The following is a 22,329-nucleotide window of genomic DNA, read 5'->3' as shown; positions in this document are numbered from 1 at the left end:
TCAGTCCGCGCTGTCGAACCCGAGGCTCAGCTTTCGCAGCAGCGCGGCCAGGCGGTCCCTGTCGGGGCGGGAGAGGCTCTCCAGCAGGAGCGCCTCGGCGTCGACGAGCCGTGTGATCGCGGCATCCACCCGGATCCTGCCCTCGTCGGTCAGCGTCACCAGCACGCTGCGGCCGTCGTCGGGGTCGGCCTCGCGCCGCACGAGGCGGCGGCCGACCAGCCGGTCGATGCGATTGGTCATGGTGCCGCTGGAGACGAGGGTCTGCTGCAGCAGCTGCTTCGGGCTGAGCTGGAACGGCTCGCCGGCGCGGCGCAGGGCCGACAGAACGTCCCATTCCCACGGCTCGAGCTCGCTGCGCCGGAAGGCGTCGCGGCGTGCGCGGTCGAGATGACGTGACAGCCGGTCGACGCGCGACAGCACGCCCAGCGGCGAGAAGTCGAGGTCGGGTCGCTGGGTGATCCACGCTTCGACGATGCGGTCCACCTCGTCGCTCTGCGCCGTCATGCCTTCATTATCGCGGGGCGCCGCGGCAGGTACCGCCATCGACAGGCTCAGTGACCGGTGGGCGGTCTGGCAGACTTGACGAGGCCGCGCGAGCGGCGGTCCGCCGTGGTGTAGTGGCAGCACGACAGCCTTTGGAGCTGTGAGGTCCAGGTTCGAGTCCTGGCGGCGGAGCATGACCGACACCCCCCGTGACACCCCCCTGGCCGTCATCGTGCTCGCCGCCGGGCAGGGCACGCGCATGAAGTCCTCGCTGCCGAAGGTGCTGCACCGCATCGGCGGCCGTCCGCTGGTCGGGCACGTGCTCGACACCGCGCTCTCCCTCCATCCGCAGCGCGTGGTCGTGGTCGTCCGCCACGAGCGCGATCTCGTGGCGGAGGCCGTCGCCGGCGCCGCGCCCGACGTCGTGGTGGTCGACCAGGACGAGATCCCCGGCACCGGCCGCGCGGTCGAGGTGGCCCTGGACGCGCTGGCCGACTTCGCCGGGGACGTGCTTGTCCTCAGCGGCGACGTGCCGCTGCTCGAGACCGACACGCTCGCCGCGCTCGTGCGCACGCACCGCGATCGCGCCGTCGCCGCGACGGTCCTGAGCGCCACGGTGGGCGACGCCACCGGCTACGGGCGCGTCATCCGCGACGCCGACGGCACCGTGTCGCGGATCGTCGAGCAGAAGGACGCCACCGCGGAGGAGGCATCCGTCACCGAGATCAACGCGGGCGTCTACGTCTTCCAGGCGACGGCGCTGCGCACCGAGCTCGCGCTCGTCGGCACCGCCAACGCACAGGGCGAGAAGTACCTCACCGACGTCGTGGCGCTGCTGCGCGGCGACGGGTTCGCCGTGGCGGCCCAGCCCGCGCCGGATGCCGCCGCCGCCCTGGGCGTGAACGACCGGGTGCAGCTGGCCGAGGCCGCCCGCGTGCTCAACGCGCGCACCGTGCGGCGGTGGCAGCTGGAGGGCGCGACGATCCTCGACCCGGCCACGACCTGGATCGACGTCGAGGCGAAGCTCGCGCCCGACGTGACGGTGCTGCCCAACACGCACATCCTGCGCGCGACGGTGATCGCCGCCGGCGCCACCGTCGGCCCCGACACCAGCCTCGTGGACTGCGAGGTCGGCGAGAACGCGGTCGTGACCCGCACCGACGCCACGCTGGCGGTCATCGGCGCCGGGGCGACGGTCGGCCCGTTCGCCTACCTCCGTCCGGGCACGTACCTCGGCGACAAGGGCAAGATCGGCACGTTCGTCGAGACGAAGAACTCGACCATCGGCGAGCGCAGCAAGGTGCCCCACCTGTCGTACATCGGCGACACGACGATCGGCAGGGGCGTCAACCTGGGCGCGGGCGCCATCACGGCCAACTACGACGACCTCACCAAGCACCGCACCGAGATCGGCGACGAGGTGCACGCCGGCTCGCACAACGTCTTCGTGGCGCCCGTTAGGATCGGAGACGGCGCGAAGACCGGAGCCGGGGCGGTCATCCGAAAGGATGTCCCCGCCGGCGCCCTCGCACTGAGCGTCGCCCCTCAGCGGAACGTCGAGGGGTGGGTCGAGAAGAACAGACCGGGAACAGGTGCGGCGGACGTCGCCGCCAAGGCCCGTGGCGCACAGAAGGCGGACGATGGCGCGCAAGAAGAAGACCGTTGAACTCGACCGGGCGAACGACATCGCCCCCGGTCTCGTCGCGAAGACCAAGAAGCGCCTCGTCGTCGCACGCGGCAGCTCGCACCCCGAGCTGGCCGGCGAGGTCGCCGAGCAGCTGAGCACCGAGCTCGTCCCCACCGAGTACCGCACGTTCGCGTCGGGGGAGATCCTGACGCGCTTCGAGGTGTCGATCCGCGGCTGCGACCTCTTCCTCATCCAGAGCTTCGGGCCCCCGGTCAACGAGTGGATGATGGAGACCCTCATCATGCTCGACGCCGCCAAGCGCGCGTCGGCGAAGCGCATCACCGTCGTCGCCCCGTACTTCCCGTACTCGCGTCAGGACAAGAAGGGCAGAGGTCGCGAGCCGATCAGCGCCCGCCTGGTCGCCGACCTGTTCAAGACCGCCGGCGCCGATCGCATCATGAGCGTCGACCTGCACGCGGCGCAGATCCAGGGCTTCTTCGACGGCCCCGTCGACCACCTCTTCGCCAAGCCGGTGCTGCTGGAGTACTTCGAGAACACCCTGAGCGCGGAGGACCGTGACCGGCTCACGGTGGTCTCGCCCGACACCGGCCGCGTCCGCGTCGCCGACACGTGGTCCGACAGCCTCGGCGCGCCGCTGGCCATCATCCACAAGCGCCGCGACCCGAACGTCGCCAACCAGGTCACCGTCAACGAGATCGTCGGCGCCGTCGACGGCCGCGTGTGCCTCCTCGTCGACGACATGATCGACACCGGCGGCACCATCGTGAAGGCCGCAGAGGCCCTCAAGGCCAACGGCGCGGTCAAGGTCATCGTCGCCGCGACCCACGCGATCTTCAGCGACCCCGCGGCGCAGCGCCTGCAGAGCCCCGCCATCGACCAGGTCGTCGTCACCGACACGGTGCCGATCCCCGACGAGAAGCGCTTCCCGAGCCTTACGATTCTGCCTATCGCGCCGCTGCTCGCACGGGCGATCCACGAAGTGTTCGAGGACGGCTCCGTGACCAGCATGTTCGACGGGGCCGCCTGACGCCGACGCCGGACGAGGCGGCCCGGACCCCCGGGCCCGGCCGGGGCGGCGGCACCGCAAGGACGGAGTGAGGATGTCGCAGCCGCTGACCGAAGCCCGCCTGACGGTCGCGCGACCCTGGGCGCTCCCCGTGGACGCGGTGCTCGCGCACCTCGAGGCCGACGCGTCGGGGCTGACCTCCGACGACGCCGGCCGACGCCTCGAGATCGCCGGACCGAACCGCCTTCCCGAGCCCGCGCGCCGCCCCGCCGTGCTGCGGTTCCTCTCGCACTTCAACGACACCCTGATCTACATCCTCCTCGGCGCCGCCGTCATCAAGGCGCTGATGGGGGACTGGCTGGACTTCTGGGTCATCATGGTCGTCGCGATCATCAACGCCGTCATCGGCTACATCCAGGAGGGGCGCGCCGAGCGGGCGCTCGCGGGGATTCGCGGGATGCTGTCGGCCGAGGCCAGCGCCCGCCGCGACGGCGGGTGGGTCACGGTGGCGGCGGCCGATCTCGTCCCCGGCGACGTGGTGCGGCTGATGCCGGGCGACAAGGTCCCCGCCGACCTCCGGCTGCTCGAGGCCTTCCAGCTGCGGATCGACGAGGCGGCGCTCACCGGTGAGTCGGTCCCGTCGTCGAAGGTCGACGACCCGGTCGACCCCGATGCCGGCGTCGGCGACCGCCGGTCGATGGCGTTCTCGGGCACCATCGTGAGCGCCGGCCAGGGCCGGGGCGTCGTCACCGCGACCGGGGCGACCACCGAGCTCGGCCGGATCCAGAGCCTCGCCGAAGAGGCCGAGACGCTCGCCACGCCGCTCACACGCCAGCTCGACGGGTTCGGCCGGATCCTCACGCTCGTGATCCTGGGCATGGCGGCCGTGATGATGATGATCGGGCGCTTCCTGCACGGGATGCCGTACCCCGAGCTCATCTCGGCGGCCATCGGCTTCGCGGTCGCGGCGATCCCCGAGGGCCTCCCAGCGCTCGTGACCATCACGCTGGCGATCGGCGTGCAGCAGATGGCCCGCCACAACGCCATCACCCGCAAGCTCCCCGCTGTCGAGGCGCTGGGCTCGGTGACCACCGTCTGCTCCGACAAGACCGGCACGCTCACCAGGAACGAGATGACGGTCCGGCACATCGTCACGCCCCTCGCGCACTACGAGGTGACCGGTCTGGGCTACCGGCCGGAGGGGCGCATCGCCCCGGCGGGCGGAGCCGGGCTGCCCGGGGACGGGCTGCCCGGAGACCTCTCCGCGATCCTGGCGATCGGCACGCTCTGCAACGACGCCCACATCGTGCGCGACGACGACGGCGGATGGAGCCTCGTGGGCGAGCCCACCGAGGGCGCACTGAAGGTCGTCGCGATGAAGGGCGGTGTCGGGGGCGCGGGGGGAAGGCGCGTCGCCGTCATCCCGTTCGACTCGGCCAACAAGCTGATGGCGACGCTCAACGAGGGCCCGCGCTCGGGTGGGGCGGCGGGGGAGGTGTCGCGCGCGATCCTCGTGAAGGGCGCGCCCGACCGCCTGCTGGAGCGCTCGCTCACGCAGCGGAGCGAGGACGGCTCCCAGCCCCTGGACCGCACGCACTGGGAGGAGCAGGTCGCCGCGCTGAGCTCCCGCGGGCTGCGCGTGCTCGCCGCCGCCCGCAAGCCCGTGCGCGCGACGACCGAGGAGTTCGCGCTGGACGACCTCGTCGACCTCGAGTTCATCGGGCTCTGGGGGATCGTCGATCCGCCGCGCCCGGAGGCGATCGACGCGATCGCCGACTGCCACACCGCCGGCATCGGCGTGAAGATGATCACCGGCGACCACGCCGGCACCGCCCTGGCGATCGCCCGCGAGATGGGCCTCGCCGGCGCCGACGCCGAGGTTCTCACCGGCACCGAACTCGAGGCGCTCAGCCAGGAGCAGCTGCGGGAGGTGGTGCGCGACGTCGACGTCTACGCCCGCACGAGCCCCGAGCACAAGATCCGCATCGTGCGCGCGCTGCAGTCCCACGGCGAGGTGGTCGCCATGACCGGCGACGGCGTGAACGACGCCCCCGCCCTGACGCGGGCGGACGTGGGCATCGCGATGGGGATCAAGGGCACGGAGGCGACCAAGGAGGCCGCGGAGTTCGTGCTCGCCGACGACAACTTCGCCACGATCCGCAGCGCCGTCGCCGAGGGCAGGCGCATCTACGACAACCTGCGCAAGTCCATCGTGTTCCTGCTGCCCACCAACGGCGCGCAGTCGCTCGTCATCCTGGTCGCGGTCGTCTTCGGGCTCGCCCTTCCCCTCACGTCGGTGCAGGTGCTGTGGGTCAACATGGTCACCGCCGTCACCCTCTCGCTCGCGCTGGCCTACGAGCCCGCCGAGCGCGGGATCATGCGACGCCCCCCGCGCGCCACCGGCGGGCCGATCATCGACCGCCGCGAGCTCGGCTTCGTGCTCGCCGTGTCGTTCCTCATCGGCGGGGCGGCGATGGGCGTGTTCTACGGCGTCGTGGCGACCGGCGTCGACATCGAGGTGGCACGCACCGAGGCGGTGCTCATGCTCGCGCTGGGGCAGCTCGCCTACCTCTTCAACTGCCGGCTCCTGACCCGCTCCAGCTTCACCCTCGACGTGCTGCGCGGCAACCGCGCGGTGTGGTGGTCGGCGCTTGCTCTCGTCGTCCTCCAGCTGATCTACACGTATGTGCCGTTCATGAACGTGCTGTTCGACTCGCGTCCGCTCGACCCGTCGGCGTGGATCCTCCCCATCGTGCTCTCGGTCGTGATCTTCGTCGCCGTCGAGGTGCTCAAGGCGCTGCTGCGCGCCCGGCCGCCCGCGTCCGCACCGGCACCCGCGCTCAAAGCTTCCTCATAGGACCGGTTGCGAGGATCGCCGCGACGCCCGACGCGTCGACGACACGAGCTGGAGGACCGCAATGATCCGCACCGCCCCCGCATCCCGCACCGTCCGAGCCGGCGCCGCACTGAGCGCCGCCGCCGGGATCGCGCTCCTCGCCGGCTGCGCGGCGACGGCCTCCGATGCGGAGGAGCCGGCCACCGGAGCCGATCAGGAAGCGACCGGCTCCGGGTCGACGGGCTCCGGCAGTGCCTCGGGCTCGTATGCCGACGGCACGTACACCGCCGACGGCGCCTACGCGACCCCCGAGTCCGTCGAGACCATCACCGTCACCGTCACCCTGGAGGGCGACGTCATCACCGATGTGGAGGTGGCCGGCGACCCGCAGAAGAGCGAGTCCGAGGAGTACCAGGGGCGGTTCATCGGCGGCATCGCGGACGTCGTGGTCGGGCAGGACATCGACGACATCCAGGTCAGCCGCGTCGCGGGCTCGTCGCTGACCAGCGGAGGCTTCAACGAGGCGATCGAGGCGATCAAGTCCGAGGCGGCCGCCTGAGCCATGGGCGAGTCGGCGTCCTCCTGGCGATTCGACGCCATCGGCACCGTCTGGGAGGTCGTCACCGTCGAGCCGCTGCCCGAGCCTGCCCGCGACCGCGTACGGGGCCGCATCGAGGCATTCGACCGCAGCTGGTCGCGGTTCCGGAAGGACTCCGTGGTGACCCGGCTCGCGCGGGCCGGCGGGGAAGTCCCGCTCCCCGACGACGCCGGGCCGATGCTCGACGCGCTGGCGGCGGTGTGGGAGGCGACGGACGGCGCCGTGAACCCGCTCGTCGGGCGATCCCTCGAAGCGCTCGGCTACGACGCGCGGTACTCGCTGGTCGATCGCGGGGCGGTGGCGGCGCCCCCCGACTGGCGCAGGCTGCTCGCGTGGGACGACGAGCGGCTCATGCTCTCCAGCGCCGCGACGATCGACGTCGGCGCCCTCGGCAAGGGACGCCTGGTCGACATCGTGCTCGACGTCGTATGCGACGAGACGGCGGGGGACGTCACGGTCGACGCGGGCGGCGATCTGGCGGTGCGGGGGACGCCGCAGCGCATCGGGCTGGAGCATCCGTTCGATCCGCGTCGCGCGATCGGCGTGTGGGAGGTGACGGATGCCGCGCTGTGCGCGTCGGCGGTCACCCGGCGCGCCTGGCCGTCGGCCACCGGCACGACGCTGCATCACGTGCTCGACGCGCGGACGGGGCAGCCGGTGCGCACGATCGCCGCGACGTGGGCCGTCGCGCGGGACGCGATGACGGCCGACGCGGTCGCGACCGCGCTGTTCTTCGACGGTGGCCCGCGCCTCGCGCACGAGCGGGGTGTCGAATGGGTGCGCATGACGACCGACGGGCGTGCGGAGTGGTCGCCCGGCTGCAGCGCCGAGCTGTTCCTGCGAACGGATAACGTGGAACGGTGATTCACGAGCCGATCGTGGCGGTGTGACGTGGGAACGCTCACCGCCTTCTGGAACCGCGTCTTCGCGGTGCTCGGCCGCGTGTCGATGTACCGCCTGGTCTACCTCGCGCTCGCGGCGCTCGCGGTCGTCGCCCTGGTGCTCTCGCTCTTCGACCTCGTCGGACCCGACCCGGTCGAGCTCATCGCGACGCTGCTCGTGCTCGCCGCCGTCTGCGTGGGGGTGGATGCCGCCGCCCAGCGGGTGCTGACCCTGCCGTGGCGCCTGGAGTCATCGCTCATCACGGCGCACATCCTGCTCTTCGTGCTGCGCCCGACGCTGGAGCTCGCCGGGCTGGCGGGGATCGCGATCGCCGCCGCGGTCGCGTCCCTCTCGAAGTACCTGCTCGCCTGGCGCGGGCGCCACATCTTCAACCCCGCCGCCGTGGGTGCCACCGTGCTCACGCTGCTGAGCCTCGCGTGGCCGGCGCTCGGCTCGTCGGCGTGGTGGGTGGGCACGCCCGCCCTCGCCGCGCCGGTCATCGTGCTGGGCCTGGCGGTTCTGGTGCGCACCGAGAAGCTCCGGGTCGTGGCGGTGTTCCTCGTCGTCGCCGCCGCGGTCGCCGTCATCCGCACGGCCGCGCAGTATCAGGCCGCCGGGGTCGAGGTGGAGATCCTCGACGTGCTGTGGCCTGTGCTGTGGTCCTCGCCCTTCCTGTTCCTCGGCGCCTTCATGCTGTCCGAGCCGCTCACCCTGCCGCCCCGGCGCTGGCAGCAGTTCACCGTCGCCGCGGTCGTCGGAGTGCTCGCGGGCTGGCCGATTCCGATCGGCGACATCACCCTCGGACAGGAGCGGGCGCTGCTCATCGGCAACCTGGTCGCGTTCGCGTTCGCGCTGCGCACGGCGGTGCGGCTGACCCTGGTCTCGCGGGCCGAGCCCACACCGACCGTCGAAGAGCTCACATTCCGGGTGCACGACCGGTTGGCCTTCCTGCCCGGGCAGTACCTGGAGCTGGAGGTGCCGCACCGTCACCCCGACGCGCGCGGCACGCGGCGCGAGTTCAGCATCGCGTCCGCGCCCGAGGACCTGCCGCTGCTCAAGGTCGCGTTCAAGGACGGCACGGGCACGAAGCCGCTGAGCTCCTACAAGAAGGCCCTCGCGCAGGTGCGGCCGGGCGACGACCTCGCGATCACCGGGGTGTGGGGCGACTTCCTGCTCCCCAAGCGCGATGCCGCGCCGATCCTCATGGTCGCCGCCGGCATCGGCGTGACGCCCTTCGTGTCGCAGCTGCGGCATCTGACCGCGGCGGGCCTCGAGCGCGACATCGTGCTGGTCTATGTCGCGTCGGATGCCTCGGAGCTGGCGTTCCGCGGCGAGATCGAGGCATCCGCCGCTCGCGTCGTGGTCTTCACGCGCGACCGTCCGGTCGACCTGCCGAGTCACTGGCAGTGGGCGCAGGGCGTGCGCCTGGACGCCGAGGGCCTGATGCGGGTGGTACCCGACATCGCCTCCCGCCACGCCTACATCTCGGGGCCGGCCGGTCTGATCGCCGATCTCGCTCCCGCCCTCGAGCGCGCCCGTTCGATCACCACCGACGCCTTCAGCGGCTACTGAGCCGTGCCGACGCCGATCCCTGGGGCCGGATCGAGGGGACGGGCGGGCAGGCGCACCTCGAAGGTGGTGTCGCCGGGCCGGCTGTCCACCGAGATGGAGCCCCCGTGCGCGTCGACGATGGCGCGCGCGATCGAGAGGCCGAGGCCCGTGCCCCCGGTCTGACGCGCGCGTGAGCGGTCGCCGCGGGCGAAGCGCTCGAACAGCTCGTCGGCGATGCGCGGGTCGACGCCGGGGCCGTCGTCATGGACGCGGAGCACGGCCGTGCCGCCGTCCCGCGCCACCGTCACCGTCACCGTGGTGCCGGCAGGTGTGTGCGTGCGCGCGTTCGCGAGCAGGTTGGTGACGACCTGCTGGAGGCGGCTCGCGTCGCCCGCGACGAGCACGGGCTCGTCGCCGACCTCGAGCACCCACTCGTGGTCGGGACCGGTCGGGCGGGCATCGCCCACCGCGTCGATGGCGAGCCGCGTGAGATCGACCGTGCCGTACACCAGCTCCTGGCCCTCGTCGAGCCGGGCGAGGAGGAGGAGATCCTCCACGAGGGACGTCATCCGCAGCGACTGCGCCTGGATGCGCTCCAGCGACGCCTCGGTCGTCTCGAGGGTCGCGGCGGCGGGCCCGGGCTCCGGCCGCGGTGCCAGACCGAGCGCCTTCAGCGACAGCTCGGAGTAGCCGCGGATCGAGGCGAGCGGCGTGCGCAGCTCGTGACTGGCATCGGCGACGAACGCGCGCATGCGCTGTTCGTTGCGCTGGCGGGCGGTGAGCGACTCGTCGACGTGGTCCAGGAGCGTGTTCAGCGCCTCGCCGACCCGGCCGACCTCGGTGCGGGGGTCGGCCTGGCGCGCGGGGACCCGTTCGCTGATGGACACCTCGCCCTGGTCCAGCTGCTGCCGGGAGACCCGCTCGGCCGTGGCGGCGACCGCGCGCAGCGGCGCGAGGCCGGCGCGGATCGTCCATGCCGTCGCGACCGCGAGGAGGATGAGGCCGCCGGCGGTCAGCAGGCCGATGGTGGTGAGCATGCGCGCGATCGTGGCGGCCACCTCGTCGCGGGACAGCCCCACGACGACGATCGACTGACCGTCGACGCTGCGCCCTTCGACGCGGAACGTGCCGACGCCGTCGATGGTCACCACCAGCGGGCCCTCTGCGCGCAGTCCCGCCGCGAGCTGCTCGATCTGCTCGTCGTCGAGCGCGGTCACGGTGCCGTCCGGCTCGGTCACCGCCGCGGTGGGCGATGAGGGGGGAGTCTCGATGGCCAGCAGGAATCCGGCCTGCTGGGGCTGCTGCTCCAGGATCTCCTGAGCGGTGAGCCCCGCACCCACGGGCTGCCGGGTGAGCGCCGACATGCGGTCGGCGGTCGAGCGCAGCTCGCCGCTCAGTCCCTCCTCGAGCACCGTCCCCAGGATCGCGCTGGTCGCCACGCCGACCAGCACCATGATGAACGACGTGATGCCGACGACGGTGACGATGAGCTTCCGCTGCAGCGTCCACGCGGCGCGCCGGGGAAGCTCGTCCGAGGCAGGAGCACCCGTCCCGGGCGCCTCTTCGTCGCGCGGGGGCTCGATGCCGGCGCCGGTCGCGGCATCCGGCTCCGTCGTCGTACGGCTCCGGTCCGTCACTGGGGCGCCTTGATCATGTAGCCGACACCACGCACGGTGTGGATGAGGGGTTCGCGGCCGGCGTCGATCTTCTTGCGGAGGTAGGAGATGTAGAGCTCGACGACGCTGGAGCGGCCGCCGAAGTCGTAGTTCCACACGCGGTCCAGGATCTGCGCCTTCGACACGACGCGTCGCTGGTTGCGCATGAGGTAGCGCAGCAGCTCGAACTCCGTCGCGGTGAGCTCGATCTGCTCGCCGGCGCGCTCGACCTCGTGACTGTCCTCGTTGAGCGTCAGGTCCCCGACGCGCAGGATCGGCTCGGCGCCCGCCGCGTGCGCGGTGCCGGCGCGGCGCATGAGGCCGCGAAGCCGCGCGACCACCTCCTCGAGGCTGAACGGCTTGGTGACGTAGTCGTCGCCGCCGGCGGTGAGGCCTGCCACCCGGTCGGTGACGGCATCCTTGGCGGTCAGGAAGAGCACGGGGACGTCGTCGCCGGCCTGGCGCAGCCGCTGCAGCACGGCCATGCCGTCGAGGTCGGGCATCATGATGTCCAGCACCATGGCGTCGGGCTCGAACTCGCGTGCCGACTGCAGCGCCTCGAAGCCGGAGCCCGCGGTGCGCACCTCCCACCCCTCCATGCGCAGCGCCATCGACAGCAGATCGGTGAGCATCTGCTCGTCGTCCACCACGAGGACGCGCAGGCTGGAGCCGTCGGGACGGAGGAGGGCCGGTGCCGGGTTGGTCATGCGTCCATTGTGGATGGCTTCCTATGCGCTTCCTATGGAGTCGGCTATGCGCGGGCTGTGAAATCCAGTCCGCGGCGCGGGGATCGGATCCGGCGTCAGCCGGCCGAACGCGCGTGGGCCGCGATGCGATCGAACAGCGCGTCGCGGTCCTCGTCGACCCGGCGGGCGCCGGGGTCGGCGTCGTAGTACGCCAGGATCCGCCGCGCCCCCTCGTCGAACGTGATCGTCGTGCGGAACTCCGGCACGAGCTCAGTCACCTTCGAGACGTCGAACAGCATCGAGTGCGCCTTGTCTCCGATCAGGCCGGGACCGAGGTCGGGGGCGAACGCCGCGATCGTGTCGGAGGCGACGTGGACGATGTCGGCGTCGGCCACGCCCGCGGCCTCGGCCAGCCAGCCGTAGATCTGGTTCCAGGTCGGTGCGTGCGTTCCGGTGATGGTGAACGCCTCTCCGATCGCCGCGGGGTTCGCGACGAGCCCCGTGAACGCGACTGCGAAGTCGTCGCTGTGCGTGATCGTCCACAGGCTCGTGCCGTCGCCGTGCACGATGACGGGACGCCCCGCGCGCATGCGGGCGATGTCGGTCCAGCCGCCGAGGGTGGGGAGCAGACGCTCGTCGTACGTGTGCGAGGGGCGGACGATGGTGACAGGAAGCCCCCGCTCCCGGTGGGCGGCGACCAGGACGTCCTCGCACGCGATCTTGTCGCGCGAGTACTGCCAATAGGGATTGCGCAGCGGCGTCGACTCGGTGACCGGCACCCGCCGCGGGGGCTTCTCGTACGCCGAGGCCGAGCTGATGAACATGTACTGCCCGGTGCGCCCCTCGAAGAGCTCGAGATCGGAAGCGATGTGGTCGGGCGTGAAGGCCAGGAACTCCGCGACCACGTCGAAGCGCCGACTGCCCAGTGCGGCGCGCACCGCTGCGGCATCGCGGATGTCGGCCTCGATCAGCTCCGCCTCGGGCGGGATGGGCCGCCGGGCGCTGCCGCGGTTGAGGACCGCGACGTCGTGCCCGAGGGCGACGGAGCGGCGGACGCACGCCGCGCTGATGGTTCCGGTACCGCCGATGTAGAGGATGCTCGTCACCCTCGCGAGCCTACGCCCGACCAGGGGCGACGCGCCTCGACGCCGACGCCCGCCGCGGACGGACCCCGTGCGCGATGTCGGTCCCGCCCCCTAGTCTGGCGCGCATGAGCAACGACGATCTCAGCGCCGCCTCCGTCGGCACCGTCATCCGTCCGGGCGACCCCGAGTGGGAGTCCGCACGTCGCTTCCACTCCGGCATGGGCTCGCCCGCCGCCGTCATCCGGGCCTCCACCGTCGACGACGTGAGAGGGGCCATCCGCTACGCCTCGGCGGAGCGCCTCGAGGTCATGATCCGCGGCGGCGGCCACAGCGCGTGGGGCGAGGTCCCGGGCGGTCTCACCCTCGACATCTCGGCGCTGGACGCCATCTCCGTCGAGGGCACGCGGGTGCGTGTCGGGGGCGGTGCGCGGTGGGGTGCCGTCGCGCACGCGCTCGCCGAGCACGACCTCGGACTCAGCTCCGGCGACACCGCGTCCGTCGGCGTCGGCGGCCTCACCCTCGGGGGCGGCATCGGCTGGATGGTGCGCGCGTGGGGGCTCGCGTGCGACCAGCTGGTGGGCGCGCAGCTCGTGACCGCCCGTGGCGAGGTGGTGGAGGTGACGGATGCCTCGCATCCCGAGCTCCTGTGGGCGCTCCGCGGCGGCGGCGGCAACTTCGGCGTCGTCACGCGCTTCGACTTCGAGGCGCACCGGCTGAACGGCGTGGTGCACGCCGTCTACGGCATCGATGCCGACGCACGGCCCGCGCTGCGGGTGCTGCGCGACATCCTCGCAGACGCTCCGCGCGAGCTGACCGTCACCTACATGGACGTCCCGCCGATGGACCCGAACGCTCCTGCCGGCGCCACGGTGACCGCGGTGTGGATCGGCACCGACGAGGAGGCGGCGCGCCGCGCGCTCGCGCCGCTCGCCGAAGCCCCCGGGGTGTCCGAGCGCGAGTTCGGCGTGCAGAGCTACCCCGATGTGCTGCTCGAGGCGCCCGAGTTCGACCCCGACCAGCCCATGCCGGGGTTCCTCGGGGGGAACACGCTCGTGGCGGACCTCGACGACGACGCGATCGATCGGATCGTCTCGTTCCGAGAGGCGAACCCGGCATCGGTCGTGCTGCTGCGGTCGCTCGGCGGGGCGTACGGGGACGTCGCCCAGGACGACTCCGCGTTCCCGGCGCGCAACGCGACGTGGTTCGCCATGGCAGGGGCGTTCGACATCCCGGGCATGGTCGACGACGACGCCCGGGCGCGGGCGCTGGCCGCGTGGGACGCCATCGAGGCGAGCGGCTCGGGCGTGTACGGCAACTTCACGGTGTCGACCGACCCCTCCTACGCCGCGCGAATCTACCCGCCGGCGACGATGGCGCGACTGGCGGCGGTCAAGCGCACGTGGGACCCGGGCAATGTCTTCTGCCGCAACCACAACGTGCAGCCCGAGGGCGACGGCCGGCCGGGTTCGGACGGACAGGCCGCCTGAGACGCCGAGGGAGGATCCCCGGCCGGGGATCCGCCCTCTGTCCGCTCAGGCGGTGCGTCAGTGCGTGTCTTCCGCCTCGATCTCGGTGCGGTCGCCCGACCACAGCGTGTGGAAGGTGCCTTCCTTGTCGATGCGCTTGTAGGTGTGGGCGCCGAAGAAGTCGCGCTGGCCCTGGATCAGCGCGGCGGGCAGGCGCTCGGCGCGCAGCCCGTCGTAGTAGGCCAGCGACGACGAGAACGCGGGAGCCGGGATGCCGGAGTTCGCAGACGCCGAGACGATGCGGCGCCATGCGCCCTGGGCGCGGCCGAGCGCGTCGGCGAAGTACGGGGCGGTCAGCAGCACCGCCAGGTCGGGGGTCTGGTCGTAGGCCTCGGCGATGCGGTTGAGGAACTGGGCCCGGATGATGCAGCCCGCGCGCCAGATCTTCGACACGGCGCCGAGGTCGATGGTCCAGCCGTACTCGGCGGCACCGGCGCGGATCTCGTCGAAGCCCTGGCTGTAGGCGACGATCTTCGACGCGTACAGCGCGAGGCGGACGTCCTCGATGAACGCGTCGGGGTCGTCGACCTGGAGGCCCTCGGCGGGGCCGGGCAGGCCGCGGGAGACCGCGCGCTGCTCGGGGTGGCTGGACAGCGACCGTGCGAAGGTGGCCTCGGCGATGCCCGAGACCGGGACGCCGAGCGACAGCGCGGTCTGCACGGTCCACGCGCCGGTGCCCTTGGCGCCGGCCTGGTCGAGGATGACGTCGACCAGGGGCTCTCCGGTCGCGGCGTCCACCTGGCGCAGGACCTCGGCGGTGATCTCGATCAGGTACGACTCCAGCTCGCCGCGGTTCCACTCGGCGAACACCTCGGCGATCTCTGCCGGCGTCTTTCCGGTGCCGCGGCGGATCAGGTCGTAGGCCTCGGCGATGAGCTGCATGTCGGCGTACTCGATGCCGTTGTGCACCATCTTCACGAAGTGGCCGGCGCCGTCGTGACCCACGTGCGTGACGCACGGCTCGCCCTCCGCGACCGCCGCGATGGACTTGAGGATCGGTCCGAGGGTCACCCACGACTCGTCCGAGCCGCCGGGCATGATCGACGGGCCGTTGAGCGCGCCCTCCTCGCCGCCGGAGATCCCGGCGCCGACGAAGTTGATGCCGGTCTCGCGGACGGCCTTCTCGCGGCGGATGGTGTCGGTGAAGAGGGCATTGCCGCCGTCGACGATGATGTCGCCGGGCTCGAACACCTCGACCAGCGAGTCGATGACCGCGTCGGTGGGGCGGCCGGCCTTCACCATGATGATCGCCGCGCGCGGCTTCTGCAGCGACGCGGCGAACTCCTCGTATGAGAACGCGGGAACGAAGCCCGCCTCCGGGTGCGTCTCGGTCAGCTCGTCGGTCTTGGACCGGCTGCGGTTGTACACGGCCACGGTGTTGCCTTCGCGGGAGGCGAGGTTGCGGGCGAGGTTCGAGCCCATCACCGCCAGGCCCACCACGCCGATGTTCGCCGTCGCGGCGACGGCGAGCTCCGGGCCCTCCGGCTCCGGGGTGGGGCGCTCGACGTCCTCGGGCGCGGGCGCGGCCTCGTGCGCCGTCGTCGCCTCATCAGGCGCCTGGTCCTGATCCGTCGAAATGGTGGTCTGGGCCTGCTCGCCGGTCAGCGAAGGATCGTTGGAAGACACGCGTGCTCCTGGGGTTGAGTCGTCGCTTTCAGCCTAGAGTCTGACGGCTCCGTGTTACGCCGCAGCGGCCGGAAGCTCACACGGCACGCAGCCGGGTTGTGACGCGCGGGCGGCCGTCGGCTACCGTGGCGGGGTGATCCCGTCTCACTCCGGCGCGACCGCCGGCAGTCCCGCTGCGCAAGGCCCCCGGATCGTCGTCATGGGTCCGAGCGGCTCGGGGAAGTCCGCGGTGGGGAGCGCCGTGGCCGCACGCCTCGCTCTCCCGTTCGTCGACGCCGATGACCTGCACCCGGAGGCGAACGTGGCGAAGATGGCCGCCGGGGTGCCGCTGGACGACGCGGATCGGATGCCGTGGCTGGACGTGGTGGCCGCCGAGCTCCACGACGCGCCCGGTGGAGTCGTGGTCGCGTGCTCGGCGCTGGCACGACGCTATCGGGAGCGCATCCTCTCCGGCGCACCGGCGACGGTCTTCGTCGAGCTGCGGACGTCCACCCGCGAGCTGGCCCGGCGCATGGCGACGCGCGAGCACTTCATGCCGTCGTCGCTGCTGGCCTCCCAGCTGCAGACGCTGGAGCACCTGGAGCCTGAGGAGCCGGGCGTGGTGGTGGCGGGGGACCCGCCGCTGGCGGACGTCGTCGACGCCGCGGTTCACGCGATCCGGCGGTATCCGGCGCTCCGATAGCCCCGTTCAGTCCTTGTTGCGGTACGCCTGACGCCCGAGGCCCCAGAAGGCCAGCGCCGTCCCGAGGGCGCCGACCGCGGCCATCGCGCCGATCAGCCAGAGCAGGGCGTGAGACCAGAAGCCGTATTCCATGGGGTCCTCCGTGTGAGCGGGAAGTCGGTGCGTTCCTCATCGTAGTGGGGGCGCTGGTAGACTCGTGTCGAACTTCGGCGAGGGATGCCTCGCGCCTGTCGGCCACCGGCGGGCTGCGGCATCCGTGATCGACGCGGTGATGCGGGCCCCCGGCTTTCCTCACGCGCGCGCGTTCGAGTCGAAGACACCCCCGATACCCACGGTCCGCCACCTCGCGGGCCGAGCGACAACGGGCCCCAGGCCCGCAAGGAGAACCCATGTCCACTGAGGTCGACACCAAGGTCCAGGCCGAGCTGCGCGAGAACTTCGGCAAGGGCTTCGCCCGCCGCCTGCGCGCCGCCGGCAAGATCCCCGCCGTCATCTACGGCCACGGCACCGATCCCGTCCACGTGGCCCTTCCGGGCCACCAGGTGTCGCTGCTCATCCGCCGCGCCAACGCGGTGCTCGAGCTCGATCTCGACGGCAAGGCGCAGCTGACGCTGGTGAAGGACGTCCAGAAGGACCCGGTGCACCAGATCATCGAGCACATCGACCTCCTCGTCGTGAAGAAGGGCGAGAAGATCCAGGTCGACGTCCCGGTCATCGTCAACGGCGAGCCCTTCGCCGGCACGATCGTCAACCTGGACGCGCAGACCGTGGCGCTCGAGGTCGAGGCGACCCACATCCCCGAGCACATCGAGGTCGACGTCGAGGGCCTCGAGGAGGGCACGCACATCACCGCCGGCGAGCTCACGCTGCCCCGTGGCGCGACCCTCGCCGCCGACCCGGAGATGCTCGTCGTCGCCATCTCGGTCCCCGCTGCCACGCTGGCCGCCGAGGACGAGATCGCCGAGGCCGACGCCGAGGTCGCCGCCGAGCAGTCGGAGGCTTCCGAGACCCCGGCCGAGGAGAACGAGTCCGAGTAAGCCTCGGAGCGCTTTTCAGGCGAGGGGGTGCGGATGCCGCACCCCCTCGTCCCGTTCCACGACGAGCTCGATCCGGGCCGGACGCCCGGTCGGGCAGGATGGAAGTCATGGCAGAGGCGTGGCTGATCGTAGGCCTGGGCAACCCGGGGCCCCGATACGAGCTGACCCGCCACAACGTCGGCCAGCTCGTGGTCGACGAGCTGGCGGGACGGCGCGGCGAGTCCTTCAAGACGCACAAGGCGAACGCCCGCGTGGTCGAGACGTGGCTGCGGCCGGGCGGCGCGAAGCTGGTGCTGGCCAAGCCGAACACGTTCATGAACGTGTCGGGCGGTCCCGTCGCGGGGCTGGCGAAGTTCTACGGGATCGACCCCGCGCACGTCGTGGTGATCCACGACGAGCTGGACATCCCGTTCGACACCATCAAGCTGAAGGTCGGCGGCGGCCACGGCGGTCACAACGGCGTCCGCGACGTCGCCAAAGCGCTGGACACCCCGGCGTTCCCGCGCGTGCGCGTCGGGATCGGCCGCCCGCACGGCCGGCAGGACCCGGCGGACTGGGTGCTCGACCCGTTCGGCGCCACCGAGCGCAAGAACCTCCCGATCCTCCTGGGCGACGCCGCCGACGCCGTGGAGCAGCTGGTCGACGAGGGACTCCTCGCCGCGCAGCAGAAGCACCACGCGCCCCGCGAGTGACTCCGGGCTCAGCCCGCGGCGAGGCCGGCCGTCAGGAAGCCCTGCGCCACCGCGCCGTAGGCGATGGGGCCGAGAGCGGCGATGATCACCGCCGCGATGCCGGCTCCCCGTCCGCGGGAGGTCACGATGGCCACCACGCCCTGGATGAGCGCCCACAGGCCGAGCGCGGTGCCGGCCCAGAAGGCGATCTCGCCCATGAGCACCCAATCCCGCACGGGCGAGAGGATCGACCAGTCGAAATCGCCGGTGGCGGTGCGCGCGCTGATCTCGCGACCCGCTCCGAGCCCGATGTTGAACGCGGCGACCGCCGCGAGCAGGCTCGCGCCGACCGTCGCGATGAGAGCCAGGCCGAGGGCGACGAGTCCGAGCGTGCCGCGGCGCCGCGCGGGTTCGGGTGCCGCGGAGGGCGATATGGCCGGCGCGGCGCCGGGAGTGCCGCCGAACCCGGCGGGCGGCGCATAGCCCGGCGGGGGCGCGTACGCGGAGGCGGGCGGAGGACCGAACGGTGCCGCTCCGGGCGGCGCCCACGTCTGCGGGGGTGCGGGCGGGGGCGGGGCCGGCGTGGCCGAGGGCTGCGAGGGATCGCTCACGCGACTCATCCTAGGAGCGCCGACGACGTTCGCGGCCGCCCCGCCCCTGGCTCGCGGCGCCCGGTGTCGGCGGCGCGTCGTAGACTCGTGCGGTGACAGTTCCCGGGATCGTGCGCGCCCTCGAACAGGCTGAACCGTTCCGGGACGCTGTGGCCGCGGCATCCGTCGACGCCGACTTCTCGCTCGTCGAGGGCCTCGACGCCCCCCTCCTGGCGGCGCTGGTGGAACGCCGGCGCGCCGCCGGGCGTCCGCCTGCCGTGCTCGTGATCGCCCCGACGGGGCGCCGTGCCGAATCCCTCGGGCCTGCGCTGGGAGCGCTGCTGCCCGGAGCCGAGGTGCTCCACTTCCCGGCGTGGGAGACGCTGCCGCACGAGCGGCTGAGCCCGAGCGCAGAGACGGTGGGCGCCCGCCTCGACATCCTCCGCCGGATCGCACGATGGGACGCCTCGACGCCGCTCGTGGTGACCGCATCGGTGCGCGGCGCGATCCAGCCGCTGGCGGCGGGACTGGACGACGTCGAGCCGATCGAGATCGTCGTCGGCGGCCGCGGGCACGACCTCGGCGAGGTGTCGGCGCGACTGGTGGAGCTCGCCTACCACCGGGTCGACATGGTGTCGCGACGCGGCGAGTTCGCCGTACGCGGCGGCATCCTCGACGTGTTCCCGCCGACGGCCGCCCACCCGTACCGCGTCGAGTTCTTCGGCGACGAGGTGGACCAGATCCGCGCCTTCTCGGTGGCCGACCAGCGCTCCCTCGCCGGGGATGTGCGCGAGGTCACGCTGCTGCCGAGCCGGGAGCTCCTTCTCACCGAGGCCGTGCGCGGACGCGCGCGACAGCTCAAGGACGAGTTCCCCGGACTCGCCGCGATGCTCGAGAAGATGGCCGAGGGCATCCCGGTCGAGGGGATGGAGTCGCTGCTTCCGGCCGTGGTCGACGACCTCGTGACCCTTGCGGACTACCTCCCCGAAGGATCCGCCGTCGCGCTGGTCGATCCCGAGCGCGCCGTCACGCGCGCGATCACGCTGGGCGAGACCAACCGCGAGTTCCTGGACGCGGCCTGGAGCGCGGCCACAGCGGGCGCTCGGACTCCGGTCGACCTCGGTGCCGGCGACTTCCTCACCCTTCCCGAGCTCCGCGAGGCGGCGCGCGAGCGGGGGAGCGTCTGGTGGCGGATGAGCTCGTTCGACTCCGGGCAGGCCGATGCCGTGGCCGAAGGCCTCCTCGACGCCGCGATCGACGACGACGTCGACGTCGCGCTCGAGGCCGCTGCGGCGATCCGGGTCCCCGGCGCCCCCGTGCCCTCATTCCATGGCAACGTCGACGGCGCCACCGAGCATGTCGGCGCGCTCCTGGCCGAAGGGTGGCGCGTCGTGGTCGCCGCGTCGGGCGCCGGCCTCGTGGAGCGGGCGCGCGATGTCCTCGCCGAGCGCGGCATCGCCGCGCGCAAGGTCGACGAGGTGCACCACGCCCCCGAACCCGGCATCGCCCACGTCGTTGTGAGCGTCCTCGAGCGCGGCTTCCAGTTCCCCGACGCCAAGCTCGCGGTGCTCACCGAGTCGGAGTTCTACGGCAGGACCATCGGCGGCGACAGCCGTGTCGTGAAGAAGCTCGCGTCGCGACGCAAGACCGTCGTCGACCCGCTGCAGCTCAAGGCCGGCGACTACGTCGTTCACGCCACGCACGGCATCGGCAGGTTCGTCGAGCTCACCCAGCGCGAGGTCTCCAGCGGCGGGCGCAACGCCGTGAAGAGCGTGCGCGAGTACCTCGTGCTGGAGTACGCGCCGTCCAAGCGCGGCTACCCGGGCGACAAGCTGTTCGTGCCCACCGACCAGCTCGACCTGCTCTCGCGCTACGTCGGCGGCGAAGCGCCGTCGCTGTCGAAGATGGGCGGCAGCGACTGGGCGCAGGCCAAGAGCAAGGCCCGTCGCGCGGTGCGCGACATCGCCGTCGAGCTCGTCAAGCTGTACTCGGCGCGCATGGCGTCCAAGGGGCACGCGTTCGGCCCCGACACCCCGTGGCAGCGGGAGCTGGAGGAGGCCTTCCCCTTCGCCGAGACCCCCGATCAGCTGCAGACGATCGACGAGATCAAGGCCGACATGGAGAAGCCGATCCCGATGGACCGGCTGCTGTCCGGCGACGTCGGATTCGGCAAGACCGAGGTCGCCGTGCGCGCGGCCTTCAAGGCCATCCAGGACGGCAAGCAGGTGGCGATGCTGGTGCCCACGACACTCCTGGTCAAGCAGCACCTCGAGACCTTCACCGAGCGGTTCGCCGGGTTCCCGGTCAAGGTGCGGGCGCTGTCGCGGTTCCAGACCGACAAGCAGGCGCGCGACGTGGTCGCAGGCCTCGCGGACGGCACCGTCGACATGGTCATCGGAACGCACCGCATCCTCACCGAGAAGGTGCTGTTCAAGGACCTCGGCCTCATGATCATCGACGAGGAGCAGCGCTTCGGCGTCGAGCACAAGGACCAGCTGAAGAAGCTCAAGACCAACGTCGACATCCTCGCGATGAGCGCGACGCCGATTCCGCGCACCCTCGAGATGGCTGTGACCGGCATCCGCGAGATGTCGACGCTGCAGACGCCGCCGGAGGACCGGCACCCGATCCTGTCCTACGTCGGCCCACGCAACGACAAGCAGATCGCCGCGGCGATCCGCCGCGAGCTGCTGCGGGAGGGGCAGATCTTCTACGTCCACAACCGCGTGCAGTCGATCCAGCGCGTCGCATCGCAGCTGGCCGAGCTCGTGCCGGAGGCGCGGATCGTCGTCGCGCACGGGCAGATGGGGGAGCACCAGCTCGAGCAGGTCGTCGACGACTTCTGGGAGCGCAAGGCCGACGTGCTGGTCTCCACGACCATCATCGAGACCGGCCTCGACATCGCCAACGCCAACACGATCATCATCGACCGCGCCGACAAGTACGGGCTGAGCCAGCTCCACCAGCTGCGCGGCCGCGTCGGCCGTGCGCGCGAGCGGGCGTACGCGTACTTCCTGTACGACGACCAGAAGCCGCTGAGCGAGACGGCGGCCGACCGCCTCGAGACGATCGCCGTGAACAACGACCTGGGCTCGGGCATGCAGGTGGCGCTCAAGGACCTCGAGATCCGCGGCGCGGGCAACCTCCTCGGCGCCGAGCAGGCCGGGCACATCGCCGGCGTCGGGTTCGACCTGTACCTCCGCATGATCGGCGAGGCCGTGGCGACCTTCCGGGGCGAGGACACCGAGGGCCCGACGGAGCTCCGGCTCGAGCTGCCGGTGCAGGCGCGCATACCCGATTCGTACATCGACAGCGAGCGACTGCGTCTCGAGGCCTACCAGAAGCTGTCGGCGGCCGCATCCGTCACCGCGGCGCCCGACGCGATCGACCTGGTGATCGAGGAGCTGACCGACCGCTACGGGGAGCCGCCGGCGGAGGTCGAGGGGCTGCTCGCGGTGGCGCGGCTGCGGCGCCGCGCCGGTCAGGCCGGCCTCGCCGATGTCGTCGCGATGGGCCCGAACCTGCGCATCGCGCCGGCGAACCTGCCCGATTCGATGCGGGTGCGGCTGCAGCGCCTGCACCCGAAGGCGAAGGTCGTCGCCGGCGGCGAGGCGCTGGTCGTGCCCCTGCCGACCGCAGGCGGCGAGCAGCTCGGCGACGACGAGCTCGTCGCGTGGGTGGCGCAGCTCATCGAGCAGCTTTGGCCCGAGAAGAAGGCGGAGCCGGCGGCGGCCGAGGCGGCGACGGCCTGATCGGGCGGCGGTGCG

18 protein-coding genes and 1 tRNA gene are annotated in these 22,329 nt (G+C 72.1%); 12 read left to right on the top strand and 7 right to left on the bottom strand.

The genetic code is table 11. The features are described from left to right. Entirely contained in the window at nt 1–504 is a 504-nt protein-coding gene (locus tag ACFRAL_RS08000) for a MarR family winged helix-turn-helix transcriptional regulator (protein ID WP_378881514.1), read from the bottom strand. A gap of 99 nt (nt 505–603) precedes the next feature. On the opposite strand from ACFRAL_RS08000, the gene ACFRAL_RS07995 reads away from it, so the two are divergent. The 7 genes from ACFRAL_RS07995 to ACFRAL_RS07965 all read left to right on the top strand — a co-directional run bounded on the left by ACFRAL_RS07995 (nt 604) and on the right by ACFRAL_RS07965 (nt 9,025). Then, nucleotides 604–675 (top strand) — tRNA-Gln (locus tag ACFRAL_RS07995). Between the two features lies 1 nt (nt 676). After that, nucleotides 677–2,149: a bifunctional UDP-N-acetylglucosamine diphosphorylase/glucosamine-1-phosphate N-acetyltransferase GlmU gene (gene glmU, locus ACFRAL_RS07990; RefSeq protein ID WP_378881511.1), complete on the top strand. Its 1,473-nt coding sequence runs from the start codon at nt 677–679 to the stop codon at nt 2,147–2,149. Further along, the gene (locus ACFRAL_RS07985) at nt 2,124–3,158 is read left to right on the top strand and encodes a ribose-phosphate diphosphokinase (protein ID WP_336396478.1); all 1,035 of its coding nucleotides are present in this window, start codon (nt 2,124–2,126) and stop codon (nt 3,156–3,158) included. Before glmU ends, ACFRAL_RS07985 begins: the two co-directional genes overlap by 26 nt. Nucleotides 3,159–3,231: 73 nt before the next feature. Further along, nucleotides 3,232–5,994, top strand: a complete 2,763-nt coding sequence (locus tag ACFRAL_RS07980; protein WP_378881507.1) for a cation-translocating P-type ATPase — start codon at nt 3,232–3,234, stop codon at nt 5,992–5,994. A gap of 61 nt (nt 5,995–6,055) precedes the next feature. After that, nucleotides 6,056–6,532, top strand: coding sequence for an FMN-binding protein (locus ACFRAL_RS07975; protein ID WP_378881504.1), 477 nt, complete (start codon nt 6,056–6,058; stop codon nt 6,530–6,532). 3 nt (nt 6,533–6,535) lie between these two features. Further along, nucleotides 6,536–7,435, top strand: coding sequence for an FAD:protein FMN transferase (locus ACFRAL_RS07970; RefSeq protein ID WP_378881501.1), 900 nt, complete (start codon nt 6,536–6,538; stop codon nt 7,433–7,435). 27 nt (nt 7,436–7,462) lie between these two features. Next, complete coding sequence (locus tag ACFRAL_RS07965; RefSeq protein WP_378881499.1) at nt 7,463–9,025, top strand: FAD-dependent oxidoreductase; 1,563 nt, start codon at nt 7,463–7,465, stop codon at nt 9,023–9,025. On the opposite strand, the gene ACFRAL_RS07960 is transcribed toward ACFRAL_RS07965, so the two are convergent. The 3 genes from ACFRAL_RS07960 to ACFRAL_RS07950 form a co-directional block, all read right to left on the bottom strand. Further along, on the bottom strand, nt 9,019–10,641 hold the full coding sequence (locus ACFRAL_RS07960) for a sensor histidine kinase (RefSeq protein ID WP_378881496.1): 1,623 nt from the start codon (nt 10,639–10,641) through the stop codon (nt 9,019–9,021). The two genes, ACFRAL_RS07965 and ACFRAL_RS07960, sit on opposite strands and share 7 nt — an antisense overlap. Continuing rightward, nucleotides 10,638–11,366, bottom strand: coding sequence for a response regulator transcription factor (locus tag ACFRAL_RS07955; RefSeq protein ID WP_336396472.1), 729 nt, complete (start codon nt 11,364–11,366; stop codon nt 10,638–10,640). The genes ACFRAL_RS07960 and ACFRAL_RS07955 overlap by 4 nt, the downstream gene beginning before the upstream one ends. 95 nt (nt 11,367–11,461) lie before the next feature. After that, nucleotides 11,462–12,451 carry an SDR family oxidoreductase gene (locus ACFRAL_RS07950; RefSeq protein WP_378881493.1) on the bottom strand — a complete coding sequence of 330 codons (990 nt, stop codon included), beginning with the start codon at nt 12,449–12,451 and terminating at the stop codon, nt 11,462–11,464. 104 nt (nt 12,452–12,555) lie between these two features. On the opposite strand from ACFRAL_RS07950, the gene ACFRAL_RS07945 reads away from it, so the two are divergent. Further along, a complete protein-coding gene (locus ACFRAL_RS07945) occupies nt 12,556–13,917 on the top strand; it encodes an FAD-binding oxidoreductase (protein WP_378881491.1) in 1,362 nt (453 codons plus the stop codon). Nucleotides 13,918–13,974: 57 nt separating this feature from the next. Here ACFRAL_RS07945 and gndA read toward each other — a convergent pair whose 3' ends face one another. Continuing rightward, nucleotides 13,975–15,582 (bottom strand): NADP-dependent phosphogluconate dehydrogenase, encoded by a 1,608-nt coding sequence (gene gndA / locus ACFRAL_RS07940; protein WP_378881488.1) that lies wholly within the window; start codon nt 15,580–15,582, stop codon nt 13,975–13,977. 199 nt (nt 15,583–15,781) lie between these two features. Here gndA and ACFRAL_RS07935 point away from each other — a divergent pair, with 199 nt between their 5' ends. Continuing rightward, on the top strand, nt 15,782–16,264 hold the full coding sequence (locus ACFRAL_RS07935) for a gluconokinase (RefSeq protein ID WP_378882136.1): 483 nt from the start codon (nt 15,782–15,784) through the stop codon (nt 16,262–16,264). Between the two features lie 6 nt (nt 16,265–16,270). Here the strand turns inward: ACFRAL_RS07935 and ACFRAL_RS07930 are convergent, their stop codons facing one another. Beyond that, nucleotides 16,271–16,396 (bottom strand): hypothetical protein, encoded by a 126-nt coding sequence (locus ACFRAL_RS07930; RefSeq protein WP_336396468.1) that lies wholly within the window; start codon nt 16,394–16,396, stop codon nt 16,271–16,273. A 257-nt stretch (nt 16,397–16,653) separates the two neighbouring features. Between ACFRAL_RS07930 and ACFRAL_RS07925 the strand changes: the two genes are divergently transcribed. Next, nucleotides 16,654–17,301 (top strand): 50S ribosomal protein L25/general stress protein Ctc, encoded by a 648-nt coding sequence (locus ACFRAL_RS07925; protein ID WP_336396467.1) that lies wholly within the window; start codon nt 16,654–16,656, stop codon nt 17,299–17,301. Nucleotides 17,302–17,408: 107 nt separating this feature from the next. Continuing rightward, a complete protein-coding gene (gene pth / locus ACFRAL_RS07920; protein ID WP_336396466.1) occupies nt 17,409–17,993 on the top strand; it encodes an aminoacyl-tRNA hydrolase in 585 nt (194 codons plus the stop codon). A gap of 8 nt (nt 17,994–18,001) precedes the next feature. Here pth and ACFRAL_RS07915 read toward each other — a convergent pair whose 3' ends face one another. Continuing rightward, nucleotides 18,002–18,583, bottom strand: a complete 582-nt coding sequence (locus ACFRAL_RS07915) for a hypothetical protein (RefSeq protein WP_378881483.1) — start codon at nt 18,581–18,583, stop codon at nt 18,002–18,004. A 92-nt stretch (nt 18,584–18,675) separates the two neighbouring features. Here ACFRAL_RS07915 and mfd point away from each other — a divergent pair, with 92 nt between their 5' ends. Beyond that, entirely contained in the window at nt 18,676–22,314 is a 3,639-nt protein-coding gene (gene mfd / locus ACFRAL_RS07910) for a transcription-repair coupling factor (RefSeq protein WP_378881480.1), read from the top strand. Nucleotides 22,315–22,329 lie beyond the last annotated feature (15 nt).

The organism is Microbacterium sp. NPDC056736 (genome assembly GCF_042790415.1).
In the GTDB taxonomy this organism is placed as follows: domain Bacteria; phylum Actinomycetota; class Actinomycetes; order Actinomycetales; family Microbacteriaceae; genus Microbacterium.
Note: the sequence above shows the minus strand (reverse complement) of the source record. Positions and strands in the feature narration are given on the sequence as shown.

What these genes read in the sequence shown, in the direction of transcription:
- glmU (WP_378881511.1), top strand. Translation starts at nt 677, where the DNA reads ATGACCGACACCCCCCGTGACACCCCCCTGGCCGTCATCGTGCTCGCC.
- ACFRAL_RS07925 (WP_336396467.1), top strand. Translation starts at nt 16,654, where the DNA reads ATGTCCACTGAGGTCGACACCAAGGTCCAGGCCGAGCTGCGCGAGAAC.
- ACFRAL_RS07975 (WP_378881504.1), top strand. Translation starts at nt 6,056, where the DNA reads ATGATCCGCACCGCCCCCGCATCCCGCACCGTCCGAGCCGGCGCCGCA.
- ACFRAL_RS08000 (WP_378881514.1), bottom strand. Translation starts at nt 504, where the DNA reads ATGACGGCGCAGAGCGACGAGGTGGACCGCATCGTCGAAGCGTGGATC.
- ACFRAL_RS07970 (WP_378881501.1), top strand. Translation starts at nt 6,536, where the DNA reads ATGGGCGAGTCGGCGTCCTCCTGGCGATTCGACGCCATCGGCACCGTC.
- ACFRAL_RS07945 (WP_378881491.1), top strand. Translation starts at nt 12,556, where the DNA reads ATGAGCAACGACGATCTCAGCGCCGCCTCCGTCGGCACCGTCATCCGT.
- ACFRAL_RS07935 (WP_378882136.1), top strand. Translation starts at nt 15,782, where the DNA reads ATGGGTCCGAGCGGCTCGGGGAAGTCCGCGGTGGGGAGCGCCGTGGCC.
- ACFRAL_RS07985 (WP_336396478.1), top strand. Translation starts at nt 2,124, where the DNA reads ATGGCGCGCAAGAAGAAGACCGTTGAACTCGACCGGGCGAACGACATC.
- ACFRAL_RS07980 (WP_378881507.1), top strand. Translation starts at nt 3,232, where the DNA reads ATGTCGCAGCCGCTGACCGAAGCCCGCCTGACGGTCGCGCGACCCTGG.
- pth (WP_336396466.1), top strand. Translation starts at nt 17,409, where the DNA reads ATGGCAGAGGCGTGGCTGATCGTAGGCCTGGGCAACCCGGGGCCCCGA.
- ACFRAL_RS07955 (WP_336396472.1), bottom strand. Translation starts at nt 11,366, where the DNA reads ATGACCAACCCGGCACCGGCCCTCCTCCGTCCCGACGGCTCCAGCCTG.
- ACFRAL_RS07930 (WP_336396468.1), bottom strand. Translation starts at nt 16,396, where the DNA reads ATGGAATACGGCTTCTGGTCTCACGCCCTGCTCTGGCTGATCGGCGCG.